Below are 21454 nucleotides of genomic sequence, written 5' to 3' on the forward strand. Positions count from 1 at the left end.
AAACGTGTATCCTAAAGAGGATAGCACGTTACTCTATTTTACCCCAAGTAAATCTTTAGCAAACGATACTTGTCCGATTCTTTTATATTTATTATAGCGATGTTGAATGAGTGCATCAGAATCCATTTCTAGCAATTCTCTTAGTGAAGATTTAAGCACTTCTTCGATATTCCTTGCTTGCTGTGCGATGTCGCGATGTGCTCCACCTTTAACCTCTGTAATAATCTCGTCAATTACACCTAGTTCTTTTAAGTCCGGGGCAGTGATTTTCATTGATTCGGCTGCTTTTTTTGCTAAACTAGCATCCTTCCATAGAAGTGCCGCAGCACCTTCGGGGGAGATAACTGAGTAGGTTGAGTTTTCAAGCATATGTATGTGATTTCCCACTCCTAACGCAAGAGCTCCCCCACTTCCGCCTTCACCAATAACAATGCAGATTACAGGTACAGACAGACCTGCCATTTCGAATAAGTTTCGTGCGATTGCTTCACTCTGTCCACGTTCTTCCGCTGCTTTTCCAGGGTAAGCTCCTTTTGTATCAATAAAACAAACAATAGGTCGATTAAATTTATCTGCTTGGTTCATTAAACGCAATGCTTTTCGATATCCCTCTGGATGAGGCATACCAAAATTGCGGCGTATATTTTCCTTTGTATCTTTACCTCGTTGGTGACCAATAACTGTTATTGGTAGACCATGGAATTTTGCAATGCCACTTACGATTGCTTCATCATCCCCATAAAAACGATCACCATGACATTCAAAGAAATTGGTGAAGATTTGTTCAATGTAGTCAAGTGTTGTTGGTCGACTAGGATGTCTGGCAATTTGCACTCGATTCCAAGGACTTAACATCGAATAGATTTCATTTTCTAGCTTTTCTAAACGTGCTTCAAGTTTTTCAATTTCAGATGTTAAGTCCACATCTGACTGTTGAGTAAACTCTTTTAATTCAGTGATTTTCTTGCGAAGCTCAATCACCGGTTTTTCAAATTCTAGTTCGCCTACCATGTCTTTCCAACCCCATTTCGGTGAATATCGAGGATGTTTGAGAGCGTATTTTTTAATTCGTGACGATGTATGACCGCATCAAGTTGACCATGTTTTAACAAGAATTCAGCTGTTTGAAAGTCTTCAGGTAATTCCTCACGAATCGTTTGTTCGATGATCCGTCTTCCTGCAAAGCCGATAAGTGCTTTTGGTTCTGCAAAATTATAATCACCTAACGAAGCAAAACTTGCTGAAACTCCTCCTGTTGTTGGGTGCGTCATAATTGAGATAATAAGCCCTCTATTATTGCTAAAAAGCTTCAATGCAGAGCTTGTCTTAGCCATTTGCATTAGGCTTAACACACCCTCTTGCATTCTTGCTCCACCTGAAGCAGTAAAAATAATAAATGGCAATCCCTTTTCATTCGCTTGCTCAATCGCTCTTGTTATTTTTTCACCAACTACTGAACCCATACTTCCCATTCGGAAACTAGCATCCATAATCGCAACGACAGTTGGATTGCCGTTTATCGTTCCTTCTCCTGTCACAACTGCTTCGTTTTGATTTGTTTTCTTACGATCTTTTTCTACTTTTTCCATGTAACCAGGGAAATTTAGAGGGTTTTGCGATACCATCTCTTTGTCATATTCCGTAAAGGTATGTTCGTCGATTAAGCTTTTGATTCGCTCCACAGCATTCATTTGATGGTGGTGTCCACAATTAAGGCATACCTTTGAATTTTTGATTAATTCTTTCGTATACATGATTTTTTTACAACCTGGGCACTTGGTCATAATCCCTTCAGGGACATCCTGTTTCGCATGCTCTGAAGGAATGGATGCATATTTTATCTTTTTCTTAAACATGTCTTTTAACAAAAATGGTACCTTCCCTTCCATATAGATTGATCTTTACTATTAATAGAGTAAATTATTCTTTTAAAACAAAATACTTTCACTAGTTTAACGAAAATATTTCGTTTTTATTGTAAAAAGGTGTCATGGATTCTTCGACAATTTTCAATCCTTTTTCAGCCGAATTTGTTGATACAACCGGAAGACAGACTCACTATCTTTTTCCAAAAGACCTTGAAGGATAGATAAATAGGTTATTTGGGAGTGATATTCTTGATGCTCACGTTTACAAACAACACTCATGTATTGATTAATGATCATCCAGATTCGATACAGCAAATGATTGTCAGTCACCCTTACAATTTCCTCCATGAATTCATTGAGTGATAAAGTGGTCGTGTCCATCCTACTTTGTAGCATTTTTAATTCTTCTTCGATTTGTTTTTCTAGTAGTAATTGCAACGCATTCTTTTCGAGTAAGGAGTTCATCTCGAATAAATCGGCAATAGCTTTGGGATCTTGCAAAATAAACGTACCTAGTAGTTCTACTAGATGGTTCTCGCGGAAGTCTTTAATATACGTCCCCTCACCACGTTTTGTTTCAATCATCCCTAGGAATTCTAGTGCACGTAAAGCCTCCCTCACTGAAGACCTTCCGACATTTAGCCTATCAGCAAGCTCTCTTTCAGAAGGAATTTTATCACCCGAAACAAGCGAATCTTGGTCGATGATCTCGCGAATTTGGCGAAGTATTTCAACATAAATCTTCGTTTGTGGAGGTGTCACTTAAAGAATCACTCACTTTTCACCAATTGTAGCAAGCTGTCTTGTTTTTTCAGCTATTTCCTCAGGATCCATTTTAATTCTAGCTACTCCTGTTTCCATCGCCGCCTTTGCTACAGCTGCCGCTACTGCTGGTGCAACTCGTGGATCAAAAGGACCTGGGATTACATACTCAGGACTTAAATCAGTATCGCTCACTAAGGAAGCAATCGCTTCAACTGCAGCAATTTTCATTTGTTCATTTATATGAGTAGCTCTAACATCTAGAGCGCCACGGAAAATCCCTGGAAAAGCTAGGACGTTATTCACTTGGTTCGGGAAATCTGAACGACCAGTTCCTATAACCATTGCTCCCGCTTCTTTCGCATCTTCAGGCATAATTTCAGGAACAGGGTTCGCCATTGCAAAAATAATTGGATTCTCATTCATTGATTGAACAACTTCTTTTGTCAGTGCTCCCTCAACAGAAACACCAATGAACACGTCCGACTTCTTTATAATATCCGCGAGTGAGCCCTCAGTAAGATCACGATTTGTGAACTTTGCTACTTCTGTTTTCACATTGTTCATACCATATGGACGGCCTTCAAATATTGCTCCCTTTGAATCACACATAATAATATCTCTTACACCATAACGGTAAAGGAGCTTAATAATGGCAATTCCTGCTGCGCCTGCACCATTCGCTACAACGCGAATATTTGACATGCTCTTTCCAACCAATTTTAGTGCATTCACAAGACCAGCTACTGTCACAATGGCTGTTCCATGTTGATCATCGTGAAAAACTGGTATGTTTGTCTCTTTTTTTAAGCGCTCTTCAATGACAAAGCAATTGGGTGCAGCTATATCTTCTAGGTTTACTCCACCAAATGTTGGTTCTAGTAGCTTAACTGTTTCAATGATTTTTTCTACATCCGTTGTATTTAAGCAGATTGGAAACGCGTCAACTCCAGCAAAACTCTTAAAGAGAACAGCTTTTCCCTCCATAACTGGAAGTGCAGCCTCTGGCCCTATGTTTCCTAGTCCTAGGACCGCTGTTCCATCCGTTACTACTGCAACCATATTTCCCTTCATTGTATAATCATAGACTTTATTTTTATCATCATATATATCTTTACAAGGTTCTGCGACACCTGGAGAGTATGCTAGGCTAAGATCTTCGGAATTTCGGACAGGTACCTTTGATGTGGTTTCTAATTTCCCTCTATTAATTCGGTGCATATGTAATGTTTCTTCTCTCAATGACATATCTAATTCACTCCTCTACGATCGACCATTTCAGTGGTCTGACCACTAATAATCATTAATAAATGATAACACAAATCCTACTATTGTAAAGACTTGCCTTTCTTAACTTCCCTACTAGTTTGAGGTGAAAGCAGTTACTCTTCCTTTAAAACAACATTAGCTTCTCCAAGTACGTCCTTTAATTGATTTAGACAATTAGTAGTTGGAAAAACTAAATAATCGCCCTGAAGCTGAACCGTTTTCTTTTCTTCCTCATAATAAAGGTATACAGGTGTGGATCCTTTAAATTCTTTTATCTTCAATTTCACTTGATGAAGCTTCCCCTCCGTAAGAGAGCGTTCGTCAATCTTTAAAAATAATTTAGTTTTAGGCGAAGGCACACTTAAATTTGATGGAGGCTGAACGTGTTGGATGATTAACTGCTTCCGATCGTCGCGACTCTCCATTTTCCCTTCAAATAGGAGAATCACTCCCTGCTTCAATAATTCACTATGCTTCGTGTAGGTTGTAGGAAAAATAACGGCTTCCACCTCACCACTTTCGTCACCAATCTCTAAAAAGGCCATTACCTCTCCTTTTTTGGTTCGAATTGTTTTGAACGCTGTAATAAAGCCAGCTGTTTTCACTTTGCGAGCTATTTGTTGTGATAGGTCAATAATTGATTTAGCACCAAGCTGTTGAAGTGCGGGTCTTAACGGAGCAACTGGGTGACTCGAAAAATAAAAACCTAATGCTTCTTTTTCAAACTTAAGCTTATCTTCAATTTTAAATGCTTCTACCTCTACATACTTAGGCTTTAGTGTAAGTTCTTCTTCTAAAAATAAATCAAATTGATTGTCTTCATCAGATGAAAACAATTCTGAATGCTCGAGTGCAACATCAAGACTTGCAAGCAATGTCGCCCGATCAACATTGAATTCATCCATTGCTCCAGAAAACACTAACGACTCCAATGTTCTTCTATTTACAGCTTTTGTTGAGACTCGTACACAAAAATCAAATAAATCAGCAAAGCGCTTGTTCTTCCGTGCATGAAAGATTTCCTTAATTGCAGCAACACCGACATTTTTTATCGCAGCAAGGCTGTATCGAATTGCCTCTTTTTCCACTAAGAACGGATAAGCACTTTCATTAATAGACGGAGGTAGAATAATCAGCTGCATTTGTTTTGCTTCTCGTACATATTGAGCGATTTTGTCGTCATTTCCATTTACACTCGTAAGGAGAGCAGCCATAAAATACAAAGGATAGTGTGCCTTTAAATAGGCGAGCTGATAGGCAACCATGCTATATGCAACAGCATGACTTCGATTAAAACCATAATTTGCAAATTTGACAATGAGATCATACACATTATGAGCAATTTGTTCACGGTAGCCCTTTGCTATACACCCTGCCACAAAATGATCGCGTTCCTTATCAAGAATTTCCTTCTTTTTCTTACCAACAGCTCTTCTGAGTAAGTCCGCTTCTCCTAGTGAAAAGCCAGCCATTGTAGAGGCGATCTCCATTATTTGTTCTTGATAAACAATTACACCATGGGTTGTTTTTAAGATCGGCTCTAAATCACTATGAAGATAGTGAACAGTCTCTTCTTTATGTTTTCTACTTATAAAGGACGGAATATTTTCCATCGGACCTGGTCTGAACAGAGCATTAACTGCGACAATATCTTCTAAATTTGTCGGCTTTAGCCTTCTTAAAACACTTCTCATACCTTCTGATTCGAGTTGAAATACTCCTGTCGTATCTCCTTTTGAAAGCAGTTCGAATGTTTTAGAATCTTCATAAGACTCTTTACTAAAATCAATTTTAATTCCTTTAGCCTTTTCAACTGAGTGCTTAATCGCATCTATTAAGGTTAAGTTTCGTAAACCTAAGAAGTCCATTTTCAAGAGACCAATGTCTTCTAAAAAATCCATTGAGTATTGCGTTAGGTAAATTCCATTTTGCCCATCTTGAATTGGGATTACTTCTGTTAACGGCTGCTCACTAAGAACAACACCTGCTGCATGTGTTGAAACATGCCTTGGTAATCCTTCAATTTTCATAGCTGTATGAAAAATTTTAGCTAGTAGTTCGTTTTCGTCTAGTGCCTTTCGTAAGTTGGCTGATTCCTTAACCGCCTCTTGTAGCGTTATTCCTGGTCTTGATGGAATTTGTTTGGATAGGAAGTCGGCATCCTTACCTGACACCCCCATCACACGACCAATATCACGAATCGAAGCTTTCGCAGCAAGTGTTCCGAAGGTAATAATTTGTGCAACATGCAGTTTGCCATATTTGTTTGCAACATAGTCAATTACTTCATCTCGTCGATTATCAGGAAAATCAATGTCAATATCAGGCATCGATATTCGCTCAGGGTTTAAGAATCGCTCAAACAAAAGACGATGTTTCACCGGATCAACGTCGGTAATTTTAAGGATGTATGAAATAAGCGATCCTGCAGCAGAGCCTCGACCTGGTCCTGTTAAAATACCTTTCTCATGCGCGTACTTCATAAAATCCCAGACAATTAAAAAATAATCACTGAACTTCATCTTTTTGATAATATCGAGTTCATAGGTTAGTCTCTTATAATATGTATCTTCTGGTTGTTGAAACCGCTGTTTTAATCCGTCATAACAAAGTCTTTCTAAATATTCGTCTGCGGGTGTGTTTTCAGGTGTAGGGTAGCTTGGGAGATGCGTTGTACCAAGCTCTAATGTCACATTACATCGCTTTGCAATGTTCAGCGTGTTTTCTAGTGCATCAGGATAGTTTTCAAATAGAGACACCATTTCCGTTGCAGGCTTTAAATAATATTCACTTCCCTGCTCCGAATCATGATTGTCTTCTGACAGCTTTGTCCCGTTTTTAATCGCGAGTACGCATCTATGTGCAAATGCGTCATCTTTTTCAATATACTTTACATCGTTTGTTACGACCAAAGGTACTTCAGTCAGTTTTGACATACGCACGAGTGAATCAAGAAGCAATTTCCCTTCACTGCTTTGGTGATTTTGGATTCCAACGTAAAAAGAATTCCTTCCAAAAATGGACTGATAATTTTTAATCGTAAGAATGGCTTGCTCTTCCTCGCGCTGGAGTAGCAACTGTTCGACTAGACCACTTACTCCGGGCGTAATCGCAACCAAACCATTACTATACCTTTTTAACCATTTTTCTGGTAAACCTTCAGGTGATTTTGTTTGCAGTACACTGCTGATTTTTAATAAATTTTGATACCCTTGATTGTTTTCAGCAAGAAGAATTAGTGGATAGGACGGGGTGCTTTCTTCGTGATCTCCCTTGATAGAAGCCGTAAGTCCGATAACTGGCTTCACACCATATTTTTGACATAGCTTATAAAACGCGATAGCCCCATACATTACATGAAAATCGGTAATTGCTAATGCATTAAATTGTAGTTCCTTCGCTCTTTGAACGAGCTTGTCTAATTTTGCAGCGCTGTTTAACAAACTATAAGCGCTCTGAACTTGAAGGTGAACGAAAGGCATTTTTCTCACCCACCTTTCTATAAGAATTTCTATTATATTTATTTACTCTATCATATCATTCATCCTTTATTATATTCCTAGAATTAGAGCGACACAAATAAGACTTTGAAAAGAATGTACTTTTCTAAAACATATCTGTAAGGGTTCGTCCATATATATATAGTGTTAAGAAAGGGTGATATTGATGGAAAAAGAGGCGTTTATGCCTGCTTTCATAAATGGTTATTTTATTGCTCTAGGTGTGTTGCTTGGTGGGACAATTATTGGTGGAATCGGAGCTTTTTTGGCTGGAGATCCTCCACTATCAAAAATGTACCTATTTGCCAACCGTCTAAAGATTTGGGCTCTTGTTGCTGCGATTGGCGGAACCTTTGATGCATTTTATAGCTTTGAACGAGGAATCTTTGAGGGTGAAACACGAGATGTTGTCAAACAAATTTTATTAATTATTTCAGCAATGGGTGGGGCTCAAACTGGATGGTTAATCATCTCATGGCTTACACAGGAAGATCCAACATGAGAATACCACCTTACTACCGATTACCTACATGGCAACGCTTCTTTGCTGGCATGATCATTGGCGCAATTGTGAGTTGGTGTGTGTTTTTATTTATTTTCGGAATCTTACAGGAGGATCAGGTTAAAACCATTCAAAAGCAAAAAGACATCATTCAAGTTCTTGAAAATCAAAACAAAATATGGAGGGAAGATGTAGACCTTCTTAATAAAAAAAATGAAGAAAAACTTACAGTTAAAGATATTCGCGTTAAGCTTATGAATGGAGAACGGTTTCACTTCAACACCCTTATGACATACAATGTTGAAAAAAGGGTAAAAGATGATTTATCTGATGTGATTGCCAAGGACATCGAAAGTGTTTATTCGAATCGAAAATTAATCAAAAAAGCGATTGAGAATACAATATATAAAATGGATGCTAAAGAATACAAAGTAAAGGTTACTGAGTTTGTCTTATTTACAACCATTTATATCGAAATTGAAGTAGCTTTTGCTAAGTAATGTAAATGTTTTTTGAATTTTTCATAAATTGATCGCGTTTCTAACTGTCATTCGATAAAATAAGAATATGTAAAAAAAAAGAAGTTACGATTAAAAACGAATGATGGAGGGATCCACATGTATATTTTAAACCGTCGGAGGGTTACACAAGAAAAAATGGATCGAATTCAAAGTGGCTATTCTGCTTATGTTGAGTCCGCGGAGCTTGCTGATTTAATAAAAAAAGAAATTCAATTATTAAAATTGGATGTACATGAAGATATTACGGATTTTGGATTTTGGTTTATTCCAAATCGGGTCAGAGAATAAAGTGCTTTATCACTTTTCTCAGTAATTATCTTCAAGCTCTCCATGTTAAGTCCTCAATCTGACATCCATCAAAAGTTATTTCATTTACTAATAGAGGGCTACGAGCCCTCTACATTTATACTACGCAAAGTTTGATTAACTCAGAAAAAACAATATCGGCTTCCTCCCAGGTATAGACAGATGCTCCTGCTGCTAGTGGATGACCACCACCATTGTAATCCTTCGCTAACCCGTTAATCACAATTTCTTTTGAGCGAAGCCTTACACGAATTTGGTCTTCTTCTTCAACAAAGAAGACCCATGCTTTTACACCATCTATGTTACCGAGCATACCAACAAGCTGTGACGCTTCAGAAGCAGTTACCTCATATTCTTCTAGTAGCTGCTTTGATAGCTTCATTGAGGCTGCACCTGATGAGTTTAAATGAAAGTTTTGTAATACATATCCGCTAAGTTTTGCTACATTTGCCTTTGTCCGATACAGCTCGTCATAGAGTTTTGTAAATGGGATACCCTCTGCGATTAATTCACTAGCATATCGAAACGTTTTGTTCGTAGTACTAGGGAATAAAAAGCGACCTGTATCTCCAACAATTCCTGCATACAAAAGCTCTGCTGCTTTTAGGGGGAGAATGAGTCCAGATTCTTTTCCATCAAGATATAACTCATAAATCATTTCACTTACGGAGCTTGCAGACGTTTCAACCCAAAGTAAATCACCATAAGGATCTTCGTTTGGATGATGATCAATTTTTATGATCTTGTCCCCGAGTGTGTATCGTTGATCACAGACACGATCTACGTTTGCTGTATCACAAACAATTACTAGGCTGCCTTCGTACTGTTCATCAGAAATCTTGTCCATTTTGTAGAGAAATTCGAGTGAAGGCTCACCTTTACCCGCTACATAGACATTTTTCTCAGGATAAGTTGCCTTAATAATTTCAGCTAATCCACATTGAGATCCATAAGCATCAGGATCTGGTCGTACATGGCGATGCAAAATAATCGTATCATACTCTTGAATTGTGCTTAAAATTTGTTTTTTCATCGTAATCTCCTTTATGTACTTCTTACTCATTATTAAAGCACAAACTATATGATGAAGAAAAGGGAGAATGTCTAAGCATGTATATCGCTTTTCTATTTTTCCATGGTAAAATAAAAGAGGTTATTTTGACGATTGGAGGATTTACATTGCCTATTTTTGTTATTTTGATTATTTTTTCGTTATCCTTTTATCTTTACTATAAAGTGAAATTTTATAGAAGCAGAAAACCGTATGAGAAACAGTGGATTTCATCTAAATCGAGTATTGCTTTAGGTGTATTCGTGTTATTTTTTGGACTCAATCAGCTGTTCATGTATCGATCAACTGTCTCGCTAGTGATTGGCATTGTTTTTGTGATAGTCGGAATAGGTAGCTGTTGGGCAGGATACCGTGCATTCAAGCATTATTCACCACTTGCAATCAAGGAAGCTAGTGAGAAGAACTGAAACTGAATTATATTGCTAAAAGAAAAAACAGACCAGCTTGTTTACACAGGCTGGTCTGTTTTCACTTTACAGAGTATTATCTTTCAATTAGCTGCACCATCATCATGGCTTTTCCAACGACGGTACCGTTGCTGTAGGCCTCTACATCAATTTTTCCGAATTTACGCCCTACTTCAAGGATTTTCGGTTGAATTTCGAGGATCATTTCCATTTGAACTGGTTTAATAAAATAGATTGTAATGTTTTCAACTAAGATGTCACCTTTTTTCTGTGAACGAAGGTAACGATTTACTGCTTCGGTTACGAGTGTTGTAAAAACACCATATGAAATCGTCCCGAGATGATTGGTCATTTGGGGAGTTACTTCACAGCGGAAGGTGCTACCACGGTTACTTTCATCATCAACCGATACAAATTGATTTGTGACAATGTCGTCAATTTTCTCTCCAATTTGTGGCTGCCGTTGAATCATTTGTAAAGCTTTTAGAACGTCTTGGCGACTGATCATTCCTTCAAGACGGTTTTGAGCATCCACAACAGGAAGAACCTCAATACCTTCCCAAACCATCATTTGAGCGGCAGATGCAACTGATGTTTTTCCATTTACGGTAATTGGGTTTTTGGTCATCACCTTGTCGATCGTGGTATGACGGTCATACCCCATGATGTCTTTTGAAGTTATAATCCCCTGTATTTTTAAATTTTGATCAATAACCGGGAATCGACCATGTCCACTTTCTGTATTGTACTGAAACCATTTCTCTACCGTATCTGTTGTATTTAAACACACCGTATTCTCGAGAGGAGTTAAGATGTCCTCTACTTGAACAATTTTCTTTTTTATCAATTGATCATATATCGCTCTATTTATCATGGTCGCTACTGTAAAGGTATCATAGCTTGTTGAAATAATTGGCAACTCTAGTTCATCAGCGAGCTTTTTTACAGAATCATCTGTGTCAAAGCCACCTGTAATAAGTACAGCAGCGCCCGCCTCAATTGCATAACGATGAACATTTGTACGGTTACCAACGATTAGTAGATTCCCTGGACCTGTGTACCTCATCATGGCTTCAAGCTTCATCGCACCAATGACAAATTTATTTAACGTCTTATGCAGGCCGCCACGTCCACCAAGGACTTGTCCGTCTACAATATTTACAACTTCGGAGTATGTTAATTTTTCAATGTTTTCCTTTTTCTTTGTTTCAATTCGAATCGTACCAACACGCTCGATTGTACTAACATAGCCCTTGTTCTCAGCTTCTTTAATTGCTCTGTATGCCGTTCCTTCACTTACATTAATATCTTTTGCTATCAGCCGAACGGAAATTTTTTCACCGACTGGTAGTGATTGAATATATTGGAGAATTTGTTCATGTTTTGTTGTCAAGCTCTTTCACCCTTTATTAAAATGGCGTCCAAGCGCCCCGCTAGGTTGGGGTGCTGCGATTCTAATGTGTTTGAAGTCTTTCAAACACACATTTCCAATTATAATTATAAGGGTGATGTTCATTTATATCAATGAAGTGCTCGTTGTTTTTCCTTTTTAGAGTAACGGTAAAAAGAATTGTTAAGCTTCACTACTCGCTTTTTCTTAAAGTACAAATGATGAACCAAGTTTCCTCCAATAACAAAAATAACCAATCCTATCCAGCTAAAAATAAACATACTTTGTGCTGTGTCGCCAGTAAACGTTAGATTTGTTAATCCAAAAAATAATAGAAACATGGCTAGTACCGTATAAACTAAGTTTTTCACTTCTTCTTCCTCTCCTTTGTTTAGCTTGCCATAGTTTATTTTTATGCTAAGAGGGCAAAAAAAAGAAGCGAATGAAAACACTCACTTCGAATACCCATTTTATAATTTTATACTTTCTCCAACTTCAAGAACTTTACCTATTCCCTCTGGCAACCGGTCAACAAAGGCACGTGGATCTTGTTCGATAACTGGGAACGTATTAAAGTGAATCGGCACCACTCGCTTTGCCTGTAGCCATTTCGCTGCATCAATTGCGTCGTCTGGTCCCATCGTAAAATTATCTCCGATTGGTAAAAAGGCGATATCAATTGAATTGCGTTCTCCAATCATTTTCATATCAGAAAATAGCGCTGTGTCTCCAGCATGAAAAATCGTTTTCCCTTCATTGCTTAACAGGATTCCTGCGGGCATTCCAGTGTAGACAATTTTCTGGCCTTCTTCTTCGTAGCTTGAGCCATGAAAAGCTTGAGTTAACTTAACAGTTCCAAACTCAAATGTATGAGCTCCTCCTATATGCATCGGATGAACGTTCACACCCTGCCATCCAAGGTATGCAGCTAATTCAAACGGTGCAATAACAAGCGCATTGTTCTTTTTAGCAAGTTCAACTGTATCCCCGACATGATCATTATGTCCGTGTGTTAATAGAATCACATCTACTTTTAGTTGGTTAGCTTTTAAATCTGTTAATCCATTTCCAGTGATAAAAGGATCAAAGATAATTGTTTTTCCATTTGTTTCAACCTTCACAACTGAATGACCATGATATGAAATTTCCAATTTACTCACCCCACAACATTTGATACTAGTAATGGTACTAAAATTGAGATAGATTGTCACAGGATAAGCAATTTAAATGTGCTGAAAAGATAGAGAATGAACGTCTAACAATGCTTAGGTACAACCCACCTATACGCCGAGAAAGAGACTTCTTGCATCTGAGTAGGAAAGTCCGTGTGATTCGGCAACCGCTTTATAGGTGACGAAACCATCTAGCGTATTGATTCCTTTTAAGAGTGCTTCATTTTCTAAGCATGCTTGTTTGTAGCCCTTATTTGCAATTTGTAAAGCGTAAGGAACCGTCACATTTGTCAGCGCAAACGTTGATGTTCTTGGCACAGCTCCTGGCATATTTGCTACAGCATAATGTAAAACCCCATATTTTAAATAGGTCGGATCATCATGGGTTGTAATTCGATCGGTCGTTGCAAAAATTCCACCTTGATCAATGGCAATATCGACAATAACTGATCCATCTGTCATCGATTTCACGACCTCTTCTGTAACTAGCTTTGGTGCCCTTGCTCCCGGAATTAAAACCGCACCGATGACAAGATCTGAGTCAATGATCGATTCAGCAATGTTTAGCGGATTTGACATTAACGTTGTCACGTCTTTTCCAAAAATATCATCTAATTGACGTAATCGCTCTGGATTAACATCTAAAATGTTTACTTCTGCACCAAGTCCAACAGCAATTTTTGCAGCGTTAGTTCCTGCTACTCCACCACCTATAATCGTAACTTTACCTCTATTGACACCTGGCACACCTGATAAAAGGATTCCTTTTCCACCTTGTGGCTTTTCTAGAAACTGTGCGCCAATTTGGGAAGCCATCCGCCCTGCGACTTCACTCATTGGTGTTAACAGTGGCAGTGAACCATTTGGTAACTGCACTGTTTCATATGCAATCGCGACGACTTTCTTTTCGATAAGTGCAATTGTAAGTTCTGGTTCTGGTGCAAGGTGTAAATAAGTAAACAAAATAAGTCCTTCACGAAAATAGTCATATTCTTCTCTTAGAGGCTCTTTTACTTTCATGACCATGTCCATCGCCCATGCCTGTCCGGCAGATTCAACAATGCTTGCTCCAGCCACTACAAAGTGCTCATCTGTGAAGCCTGAACCCTGGCCAGCAGTTGTTTCGATGTAAACCTCGTGACCTGAATTGACTAAATGAACGACGCCTGCTGGAGTCATCGCTACACGACTTTCATTATTTTTGATTTCTTTTGGGATACCGATTTTCATCTTGTTACCTCCTTTTCTAACTAGCATTTACGATAAAACACAATACATTCAGTATTACCGTAATGTATCTTATGAAAACTTAAGTTAGAAGGAAAGCTTAAAATGTAGGCTATTGGTCACTTTTAACAAAATTTCACTTATTAGGAGTGGAATCGGTGAATGACATTCGCTCCCCCTGTCACTTCAATAACAGAACCAGTAATCATATCTGAATTATCTTCACATAAAAAGGCTATCGTTCTAGCGATATCTTCCCCAGTGCCAGAACGACCAATTGGTGTTTGTGAATCTCTTATTTCTCTAGATAATTGGATGGTTGCTTCTTTCATCTCCCCGACTATATTTCCTGGGCAGATCATGTTTGCAGTAATTCCAAATTCTGCTTCTTCAATGCTAATTGATTTAGTAAGAGAAACTAACCCTACTTTCGCCGCACTAAATCCAGATCGATGCAACCAACCAGGCGAAGACTCTGCGCCTTGAAAACCATATGTAATAATTCTGCCAAAATGTTGCGAACGCATGATTGGAACAACCTTTTTAAACAAATGAAACACTGAACTCAAATTACCCTCGATCATCTCATACCATTCTTCATCAGTGTAGTCTGAAAGTTTTTTTCTCTCAAAAATATACGGTCCTGCATTATTAATTAAGCAATCGATGCGTCCAAATCGCTCCATCGTCACATCAATCATTCTGACTAAGTCCTCTTTCTTCGTAACATCTCCCTGGATGAACAGCATTCGTTCACTAAGTTGTGAAAAGTTGCTTCTCATTTCTTCAACAGTTTCTGAATCACTTCGGTAATTAATTGTGACCGAATATCCCCTTTGTAAAAACTCTTCTGTCACTTTTCTACCCAATCCCTTTGCACCTGCCGTAATAAAGGCATGTCTCACAATATGGATCCTCCCCAACTACTTGCTCAAAATAAAATAAAAACATTTATATTCCTATTTAATCTATATTCTATATCTATTATTTTCACTACTTCTATTGTGCTGATTTCAAATCAAATTTACAATAAACTTGTTTAAAAATAATTAAAATAAGAGTAATGCATCTTAAAAGGCGGACATTATGAATACTTTACTTGACAGAGTTCCTGATCATCTAAACGACAAAAAAAGGGTGAAGCGATAAGGACTATATCCTATCGTTTCCACCCTCTCTTACATTTCTTTAAGCAACGTAAGTCTACTCTAACTATCTTTTCTTACTTGAAAATGCTCTTGAAGAAAGTTTTGCTCGTTTTGTTGTTCAACTACTCCACTTGAATAAGAATCAGTGATTTGTTGCATGGTTTCCATATCGCCCTCATGATCGTAGTAATACGTTTGTCTGTTGATTCTTCTTTCTTGCAAATTATTTTCTCCTCTCTTTAACGGCGAAGTTTATTCATTTCTATTTTCTCGTTAAAGTGAGGAGCTTATACTTTTTAATTAGTAAGAGTTGCTTTCGCTTTCTTAATGGCTACTTCTATCATCTCAAATCCAGTGCCACCTTCACTCATACGTTTTCTTACTGCTTCATACGGATCAATCACTACAAATAAGTCTTCTTCAAATAAGGAGGATGCTTGCTGGTACTCAGCTAAAGACAGATCTTTTAAGTACATATCTTTTTTTGATACATTCATAAACAAGTGTTCCGACCACCTCATGTGCTTCGCGAAAAGGCATACCCTTTTTAGAAAGGTAATCTGCTAATTCGGTTGCATTTGAAAAGTCCTCTGTTGTTGCCTTTTTCATCGTGTCTTTGTTTACCGTTAAAGTTTCAATCATTCCCGTAAAGATTTGCAAGCTTCCCTCTACCGTTTTGACCGTATCGAACATTCCCTCTTTATCTTCCTGAAGGTCTTTGTTGTAGGCTAACGGCAGTCCTTTTAATATTGTAAGTAAAGAAACTAAATTACCGTATACTCTTCCAGTTTTCCCACGAATTAACTCTGCCATATCTGGATTTTTCTTTTGTGGCATCATGCTACTTCCCGTTGCATAGGTGTCATCTAATTCAATAAACTTAAATTCTTGTGAACACCATAAAATCAGTTCCTCGCAAAAACGCGAAAGGTGCATCATAACGAGTGAGCTATTGCTAAGAAATTCTGCAATAAAATCTCGGTCACTTACACCATCTAAACTGTTTTCATAAATTCCTTCAAAATTAAGCAGTTCTGCCGTATAGTGGCGATCAATTGGAAACGTGGTTCCTGCAAGAGCACCACAACCTAGTGGCGAGATATTGATTCGCTTTAATGATTCTGTAAAACGCTGTTTATCACGATTTAGCATCCAGAAGTAGGCTAATAAATGGTGTGCAAATGAGATTGGCTGAGCTCTTTGTAAATGAGTATATCCGGGTAAAATTGTTTCGATATGACTCTCAGCTTTTGTTAAAAGAATTTGCTGAAGTCCCTCTATTCGCTCAACAATTGAATGGACGTGCTCCCGTAAATACAAGTGCATATCTGTTGCAACCTGATCATTCCGGCTTCTTGCTGTATGAAGCTTTCCTCCAACAGGTCCAATTTCGTCAATGAGTAATTTTTCAAGATTTAAATGAATATCCTCATATTCAATCTTAAAGGTTAGTTGGTTTTGTTTTGCTTTTTCTAAAAGAGTATGAAGGCCGTCTTTAATTTGTTTTGCTTCTTCTTTAGTAATTATTTCACATTTTCCTAGCATTGCTACATGCGCTAGACTTCCTGTGATATCTTCTTCTACTAGTGCCTGATCAAAGTGAATCGATGCTCCAAAGTCATCAACCCACTCTTCAGGTGTTTTCTGAAAACGGCCTCCCCACAATTTTTTCATGCGTTCACCTTATTGTTTTTCACCATGCTATTTACCTTTGTTGGCAGACCCCAAAGTGAAATAAATCCAACTGCTGCATTATGATCAAACGCGTCTGCTTTTGTATAAGTAGCCAGCTTTTCGTCGTAAAGAGAATACTCCGACTTTCTTCCGACAACAATTGCATGACCTTTAAATAGCTTCACACGCACAACACCTGTAACATGCTTCTGCGTTTCTTCTAGGAATGCTTGCAATGCAGTTTTTAATGGTGAAAACCACAATCCGTTATAAATAAGCTCTGTTAGCTTTTGTTCAATTTGCGGTTTGAAATGGGCCACTTCTTTTACGAGAGTTAAGTCTTCTAATTCTTTATGCGCTTTGATTAACGTCATTGCTGCTGGACATTCGTAAACCTCACGCGATTTGATTCCAACAAGACGATTTTCAACATGATCAATTCTTCCAACACCATGTTTTCCTGCAAGTTCATTGAGCTTTAAGATAAGTGTGTGTAATGGATAATAGTCATTATTTATTGCTACAGGTACTCCCTGTTCAAAAGAAATTTCAATCATTTCATGATGATCAGGTGTATTTTCAAGTGGTGTTGTTAATTCATATGCACCCTCTGGTGGCTCAGCCCACGGATCTTCGAGCACTCCACACTCATTGCTACGTCCCCATAAATTTTGATCAATAGAGTAAGGACTATCAAGCTGAATTGGAATTGGAATCTGATGTTTCTGTGCATATTCTATTTCTTCTTCACGAGACCAGCTCCACTCTCTAACTGGTGCTAGTACCTCTAGATCAGGGTTTAACGCTTGGATTGATACTTCGAAGCGCACTTGGTCGTTTCCTTTTCCTGTGCAACCATGTGCAACTGCAACCGCTCCTTCTTTTTCAGCAACCTCTACTAGTTTTTGAGCAATTAAAGGACGAGATAATGCTGAGACTAACGGATATTTGCCTTCATAGAGTGCGTGTGATTGCAAAGCCAGCAAAGCATACTCTTTTGCAAACTCTTCTTTTGCATCAATTACAAATGATTTTACAGCACCCACTTGTAATGCTTTTTGTTGCACAAAGCCAAGATCCTTTCCTTCTCCAATATCAAGGCAACATGCTATAACTGCATAGCCCTTTTCCTCAAGCCATTTAATTGCAACAGATGTATCCAAACCACCCGAATAAGCTAACACCACTTTTTTCATTTATGATTTCCTCCTTATTTGTATAAAAATAAATTTAAATTTATAATAATACATTTTGTATGTATCACTTTATCAATTTGTTCTACTGTTCGTCAATACAATTTTCTATTTTTTTTCATAGAACTTTCGTAGAAATTCTAAAAAAATTGATGTAGAATGAGATGTTAGAAGGGTTGGAGGGTGTTTCAGTGGAGAAATATTTCATCTATAATTCAAGATTAAAAATAAAAATTCCTGACTTAGATTTGGACTGGAACCTGTATGATCATAGCAAACAACAGGCAATTTTATTGGAGTGGGAAATCATTCGCGGTAGCATCCCAGATCGAATTGCGGAGCTTGAAGATGAAATTAACGGTAAACAAGAACAGTTAAACAACGAAGACGACTTTAAGAAATCCTGTGAAATAAATGAGAATATCTCAGAACTAGCCTCCATCATCAATGATTTATGGCTCTGGTTTCGAATGTCGCAAAGTGTGTCTTTTGAGAAAGCACATAATTAAAGAACAGACCATCTTAGAGTCTGTTCTCTCATCACAAGTCTTTCTTTACTTCTCTAACCACATGGCCCAATTCAGGTAGGATTAACTTTTCCATTGCTAACTTTACCGCTCCTGTTGAGCCTGGCGTTGCAAATATAGCAGTATTGCCAGCCACACCTGCAATTGCTCTGCTTAATAGTGCTGCAGATCCAATGTCATATTGGTAGCTTAACATTCTAAAAAGCTCTCCAAATCCAGGTATTTCTTTCTCAATTATTTTCCCGACAGCTTCAATGGTCACATCTCGCTTGGCAATTCCAGTGCCTCCATTTGTTAACACAACATCAATTTCCTTCTGCTCACAGCCTTGAAGAACGGCTTCACGAATGTGCATTTCTTCATCTTTTACAATCATATGCTCTACGATCAAGTGGCCGCTACCTTCTATCAGACTTCTCATTAATGCTCCGCTTTTGTCTGTTTCGATCGTTCTCGTGTCACTAACTGTAATGATCTTACATCTCACTTGGGAAGGCGCTTCACTTTTATGCTCAATACTGCTCAACTTTAGTTCCTCCTTTTTAGTAATTATGAAGTTGATCTAATTCTGAAGTTTTTAAAATCAATCGATATTGATAATAATTATTTGCAAAATCAGTCACTTGTCGTGTGAGACGATAATTCATACTGGCACCAATTACAATGCTTAGCAACGGAATTCCTTGCAAGGTTTTCTTTTTCACTAACGAAATAGCTGATAGTTTTACGATTTGCTTTGCTAAAAATTCTAGACTCGCTTCATCAGCTAACTCTTCAATTCCTTCATAAAAATAACGTGAATACTCATTTTCATTCAATTCCTCTTTCAAGGAAAGCCACTGTTTGTATTTTAGATGTTTTGGCATGAGGGAAGCATGATAAACTTTTAATGAAGTCATCATTTCATATGGTGTGTTCACTTCAAAACCGTAGCACATCGAAACCATTTGTACAGCACGCAGGTTTAAAACAGTTTGAGCGGGAACATCTACACCTGCTAGTAATAGTCCACCTGTTCCTGTTAGCCCACCTTGCATAAGTGAATATAAGCGATGCTTGGAAGTTTGTAAATCAGATATGTAATGTAGTTGATCGAGTGATAGACTTTGTAAGTCCTCAAATGTTTTTATATCTTGGTTTAGTGCTCGAGCAGACAATAAAATTTGATTTCTTGCATCTTGCTGTATTTGAGTGTTTTGAATGAAGGAGTGAAGATAGAATAAACTTTTATCGAAGGTTTCTAGAAATAATTTCTTTGCAGATTCTGGGATGTTTTCCATTTTGTTATTTAACCATTTATTAAATGTACGTATAAAATCGGATCTGTGATCTTCTTGTAACCCTGCTTCCCAAGCATATATCTCATTTAAGATTTCTTGATTTCTAGTAGAATCCATTGAAATCTTCGCCTCCCTTAGCAACCGCTTTTTTTACGTCTAGTTTCCCTTATTATAACATAAATAGGCAGCCACTTAATTGTGGCTGCCTTTACTTATGAAGACTTTTAGTTTGATAATCGCACGACATCACGTGCAATCATAACCTCTTCATTTGTCGGAATTACAAGTACTTTTACGGGTGAATGTGGGTAGCTTAAAAACGCTTCTTCACCACGTACTTTATTTAGTGCCGGATCCCAATAAACGCCCATGAATTCTAGGCCTCTGAGTACTCGTGCACGAATTTCAGTACTGTTTTCACCTATGCCAGCTGTGAAAATTATCGCATCTACACCAGACATTCTCGCTGCATATGAACCAATGTATTTATGGATTCTGCTAGCAAACACTTCAAGCGCAGTTTTTGCTCGGTTATCCCCATCTTCAGTCGCTTGCTCGATATCACGCAAATCACTAGATAAACCAGATATTCCAAGAAGTCCACTCTTTTTATTAAGTGTATCTAAAACTTCGATAACACTATCCCCTGTTTTTTCCATGATATATGGAATGAGAGCCGGATCGATGTTACCAGAACGAGTACCCATTGCAACACCTGCTAGTGGAGTGAATCCCATCGAAGTATCTATAGATTGTCCGCCTTCAATTGCTGCGATACTTGCACCGTTACCTAAGTGACAAGAGATCAAACGCAAATGCTCTACAGGGCGACCGAGTAATTCTGCCGCTCTTTCTGAAACATACTTATGGCTTGTACCATGAAACCCATATTTACGAATTCCATATTTTTCATAATAGTCATAAGGTAAGCTATATAAAAATGACTGCTCAGGCATTGTTTGGTGAAACGCCGTATCAAAAACGGCTACTGACGGTACATTTGGTAATACTTCCTTAAATGCTTTAATTCCTACGACATTGGCTGGGTTATGAAGTGGTGCAAGATCAGATAAAACCTCAATTTCCTTAAGCGTTTCAGCCGTAATCGGAACAGAGTCTGTGAATTTTTCTCCACCATGAACAACTCGATGACCAATCCCATCGATTTCATCTAAACTTTTAATAATACCAAGATCCGTTAATTTAGCTAAAAGAATTTTAACAGCAACAGCATGATCTGGAATATCCGTAACGTCTGTTTGCTTTTCTCCAGCAACACTTATGCTAAAAACCGCATTATCTAAGCCGATTCGTTCTACAAGCCCTTTTGTTAAAACCGTTTCACTGGGCATATCAAAAAGCTGAAATTTTAAAGATGAGCTTCCCGCGTTAATTGCTATAATTTTTACCATTTTAGTTACCGCTCCTTTTTATAAAACCAGTCCATTTTGTCAATTTCTTAATCTCTTATAGTCTTTACAAAATGAAACCGAATATTATCTGCCTTTCTCATTTAAACACTGCCACTGACACTTTTCAAGAGTCGAGTATAGATGCAATCGGTTACAATAAAAAATCAATGAATTCGCATAATTCACCGAATTTAGATCGGTTTATATGATGGCTTGGTGTTGAA

At 37.9% G+C, this 21454-nt stretch carries 21 protein-coding genes and 1 pseudogene; 5 read left to right on the forward strand and 17 right to left on the reverse strand.

What is annotated here, in order from left to right:
- Window positions 1-33: 33 nt before the first annotated feature.
- The 5 genes from accA to dnaE all read right to left on the reverse strand — a co-directional run bounded on the left by accA (window position 34) and on the right by dnaE (window position 7381).
- Complete coding sequence (gene accA / locus ACFFIX_RS02245; protein ID WP_378930055.1) at window positions 34-1011, reverse strand: acetyl-CoA carboxylase carboxyl transferase subunit alpha; 978 nt, start codon at window positions 1009-1011, stop codon at window positions 34-36.
- Window positions 1005-1868 (reverse strand): acetyl-CoA carboxylase, carboxyltransferase subunit beta, encoded by an 864-nt coding sequence (gene accD / locus ACFFIX_RS02250; RefSeq protein WP_378930362.1) that lies wholly within the window; start codon window positions 1866-1868, stop codon window positions 1005-1007. The genes accA and accD overlap by 7 nt, the downstream gene beginning before the upstream one ends.
- 141 nt (window positions 1869-2009) lie before the next feature.
- Window positions 2010-2630: a FadR/GntR family transcriptional regulator gene (locus ACFFIX_RS02255; protein ID WP_378930057.1), complete on the reverse strand. Its 621-nt coding sequence runs from the start codon at window positions 2628-2630 to the stop codon at window positions 2010-2012.
- A gap of 12 nt (window positions 2631-2642) precedes the next feature.
- Entirely contained in the window at window positions 2643-3878 is a 1236-nt protein-coding gene (gene ystJ, locus ACFFIX_RS02260; protein WP_378930059.1) for an NADP-dependent malic enzyme, read from the reverse strand.
- Window positions 3879-4012: 134 nt separating this feature from the next.
- Complete coding sequence (dnaE, locus tag ACFFIX_RS02265; protein ID WP_378930061.1) at window positions 4013-7381, reverse strand: DNA polymerase III subunit alpha; 3369 nt, start codon at window positions 7379-7381, stop codon at window positions 4013-4015.
- Window positions 7382-7565: 184 nt separating this feature from the next.
- Between dnaE and ytrH the strand changes: the two genes are divergently transcribed.
- The 3 genes from ytrH (at window position 7566) to ACFFIX_RS02280 (ending at window position 8710) form a co-directional block, all read left to right on the forward strand.
- On the forward strand, window positions 7566-7901 hold the full coding sequence (gene ytrH, locus ACFFIX_RS02270; RefSeq protein ID WP_378930063.1) for a sporulation membrane protein YtrH: 336 nt from the start codon (window positions 7566-7568) through the stop codon (window positions 7899-7901).
- Complete coding sequence (gene ytrI / locus ACFFIX_RS02275; protein ID WP_378930065.1) at window positions 7898-8401, forward strand: sporulation membrane protein YtrI; 504 nt, start codon at window positions 7898-7900, stop codon at window positions 8399-8401. The genes ytrH and ytrI overlap by 4 nt, the downstream gene beginning before the upstream one ends.
- 117 nt (window positions 8402-8518) lie before the next feature.
- On the forward strand, window positions 8519-8710 hold the full coding sequence (locus ACFFIX_RS02280) for a YtzJ family protein (protein ID WP_378930067.1): 192 nt from the start codon (window positions 8519-8521) through the stop codon (window positions 8708-8710).
- Window positions 8711-8825: 115 nt separating this feature from the next.
- Here the strand turns inward: ACFFIX_RS02280 and ACFFIX_RS02285 are convergent, their stop codons facing one another.
- Window positions 8826-9761, reverse strand: coding sequence for a DHH family phosphoesterase (locus ACFFIX_RS02285; RefSeq protein WP_378930069.1), 936 nt, complete (start codon window positions 9759-9761; stop codon window positions 8826-8828).
- Between the two features lie 146 nt (window positions 9762-9907).
- Here ACFFIX_RS02285 and ACFFIX_RS02290 point away from each other — a divergent pair, with 146 nt between their 5' ends.
- Complete coding sequence (locus tag ACFFIX_RS02290; protein ID WP_378930364.1) at window positions 9908-10207, forward strand: YtpI family protein; 300 nt, start codon at window positions 9908-9910, stop codon at window positions 10205-10207.
- A 76-nt stretch (window positions 10208-10283) separates the two neighbouring features.
- On the opposite strand, the gene ACFFIX_RS02295 is transcribed toward ACFFIX_RS02290, so the two are convergent.
- The 8 genes and pseudogenes from ACFFIX_RS02295 to ACFFIX_RS02330 all read right to left on the reverse strand — a co-directional run bounded on the left by ACFFIX_RS02295 (window position 10284) and on the right by ACFFIX_RS02330 (window position 18014).
- Window positions 10284-11600: a DRTGG domain-containing protein gene (locus ACFFIX_RS02295; protein ID WP_378930071.1), complete on the reverse strand. Its 1317-nt coding sequence runs from the start codon at window positions 11598-11600 to the stop codon at window positions 10284-10286.
- A 128-nt stretch (window positions 11601-11728) separates the two neighbouring features.
- Window positions 11729-11968: a hypothetical protein gene (locus ACFFIX_RS02300; RefSeq protein WP_378930073.1), complete on the reverse strand. Its 240-nt coding sequence runs from the start codon at window positions 11966-11968 to the stop codon at window positions 11729-11731.
- Window positions 11969-12067: 99 nt separating this feature from the next.
- Window positions 12068-12748: a metal-dependent hydrolase gene (locus ACFFIX_RS02305; RefSeq protein ID WP_378930075.1), complete on the reverse strand. Its 681-nt coding sequence runs from the start codon at window positions 12746-12748 to the stop codon at window positions 12068-12070.
- Window positions 12749-12877: 129 nt separating this feature from the next.
- Entirely contained in the window at window positions 12878-13999 is a 1122-nt protein-coding gene (ald, locus tag ACFFIX_RS02310) for an alanine dehydrogenase (protein WP_378930077.1), read from the reverse strand.
- Window positions 14000-14139: 140 nt separating this feature from the next.
- Complete coding sequence (locus ACFFIX_RS02315; protein WP_378930079.1) at window positions 14140-14901, reverse strand: SDR family oxidoreductase; 762 nt, start codon at window positions 14899-14901, stop codon at window positions 14140-14142.
- A gap of 303 nt (window positions 14902-15204) precedes the next feature.
- The gene (locus ACFFIX_RS02320) at window positions 15205-15366 is read right to left on the reverse strand and encodes a hypothetical protein (protein ID WP_378930081.1); all 162 of its coding nucleotides are present in this window, start codon (window positions 15364-15366) and stop codon (window positions 15205-15207) included.
- A 74-nt stretch (window positions 15367-15440) separates the two neighbouring features.
- Window positions 15441-16818: pseudogene (argH, locus tag ACFFIX_RS02325) on the reverse strand (argininosuccinate lyase).
- A complete protein-coding gene (locus ACFFIX_RS02330) occupies window positions 16815-18014 on the reverse strand; it encodes an argininosuccinate synthase (protein ID WP_378930083.1) in 1200 nt (399 codons plus the stop codon). Before ACFFIX_RS02330 ends, argH begins: the two are co-directional and overlap by 4 nt.
- Window positions 18015-18202: 188 nt before the next feature.
- Here ACFFIX_RS02330 and ACFFIX_RS02335 point away from each other — a divergent pair, with 188 nt between their 5' ends.
- The gene (locus ACFFIX_RS02335; RefSeq protein WP_378930085.1) at window positions 18203-18520 is read left to right on the forward strand and encodes a hypothetical protein; all 318 of its coding nucleotides are present in this window, start codon (window positions 18203-18205) and stop codon (window positions 18518-18520) included.
- Between the two features lie 31 nt (window positions 18521-18551).
- Here the strand turns inward: ACFFIX_RS02335 and ACFFIX_RS02340 are convergent, their stop codons facing one another.
- The 3 genes from ACFFIX_RS02340 to ACFFIX_RS02350 all read right to left on the reverse strand — a co-directional run bounded on the left by ACFFIX_RS02340 (window position 18552) and on the right by ACFFIX_RS02350 (window position 21230).
- Window positions 18552-19064 carry a MogA/MoaB family molybdenum cofactor biosynthesis protein gene (locus tag ACFFIX_RS02340; protein ID WP_378930087.1) on the reverse strand — a complete coding sequence of 171 codons (513 nt, stop codon included), beginning with the start codon at window positions 19062-19064 and terminating at the stop codon, window positions 18552-18554.
- 16 nt (window positions 19065-19080) lie between these two features.
- Complete coding sequence (locus ACFFIX_RS02345) at window positions 19081-19935, reverse strand: EcsC family protein (protein ID WP_378930089.1); 855 nt, start codon at window positions 19933-19935, stop codon at window positions 19081-19083.
- A 107-nt stretch (window positions 19936-20042) separates the two neighbouring features.
- Window positions 20043-21230 carry an acetate kinase gene (locus ACFFIX_RS02350; RefSeq protein ID WP_378930091.1) on the reverse strand — a complete coding sequence of 396 codons (1188 nt, stop codon included), beginning with the start codon at window positions 21228-21230 and terminating at the stop codon, window positions 20043-20045.
- Window positions 21231-21454 lie beyond the last annotated feature (224 nt).

The sequence above is a fragment of the Metabacillus herbersteinensis genome (genome assembly GCF_042433335.1).
Classification (GTDB): Bacteria; Bacillota; Bacilli; order Bacillales; family Bacillaceae; genus Metabacillus; species Metabacillus herbersteinensis.

Bases quoted from the DNA above. Each gene is read 5' to 3' on its own strand.
- ald (WP_378930077.1), bottom strand. From the start codon at position 13,999: ATGAAAATCGGTATCCCAAAAGAAATCAAAAATAATGAAAGTCGTGTA.
- ACFFIX_RS02345 (WP_378930089.1), bottom strand. From the start codon at position 19,935: ATGGATTCTACTAGAAATCAAGAAATCTTAAATGAGATATATGCTTGG.
- ACFFIX_RS02285 (WP_378930069.1), bottom strand. From the start codon at position 9,761: ATGAAAAAACAAATTTTAAGCACAATTCAAGAGTATGATACGATTATT.
- ACFFIX_RS02280 (WP_378930067.1), top strand. From the start codon at position 8,519: ATGTATATTTTAAACCGTCGGAGGGTTACACAAGAAAAAATGGATCGA.
- accA (WP_378930055.1), bottom strand. From the start codon at position 1,011: ATGGTAGGCGAACTAGAATTTGAAAAACCGGTGATTGAGCTTCGCAAG.
- ACFFIX_RS02330 (WP_378930083.1), bottom strand. From the start codon at position 18,014: ATGAAAAAAGTGGTGTTAGCTTATTCGGGTGGTTTGGATACATCTGTT.
- ytrI (WP_378930065.1), top strand. From the start codon at position 7,898: ATGAGAATACCACCTTACTACCGATTACCTACATGGCAACGCTTCTTT.
- dnaE (WP_378930061.1), bottom strand. From the start codon at position 7,381: ATGCCTTTCGTTCACCTTCAAGTTCAGAGCGCTTATAGTTTGTTAAAC.
- ystJ (WP_378930059.1), bottom strand. From the start codon at position 3,878: ATGTCATTGAGAGAAGAAACATTACATATGCACCGAATTAATAGAGGG.
- ytrH (WP_378930063.1), top strand. From the start codon at position 7,566: ATGGAAAAAGAGGCGTTTATGCCTGCTTTCATAAATGGTTATTTTATT.
- ACFFIX_RS02350 (WP_378930091.1), bottom strand. From the start codon at position 21,230: ATGGTAAAAATTATAGCAATTAACGCGGGAAGCTCATCTTTAAAATTT.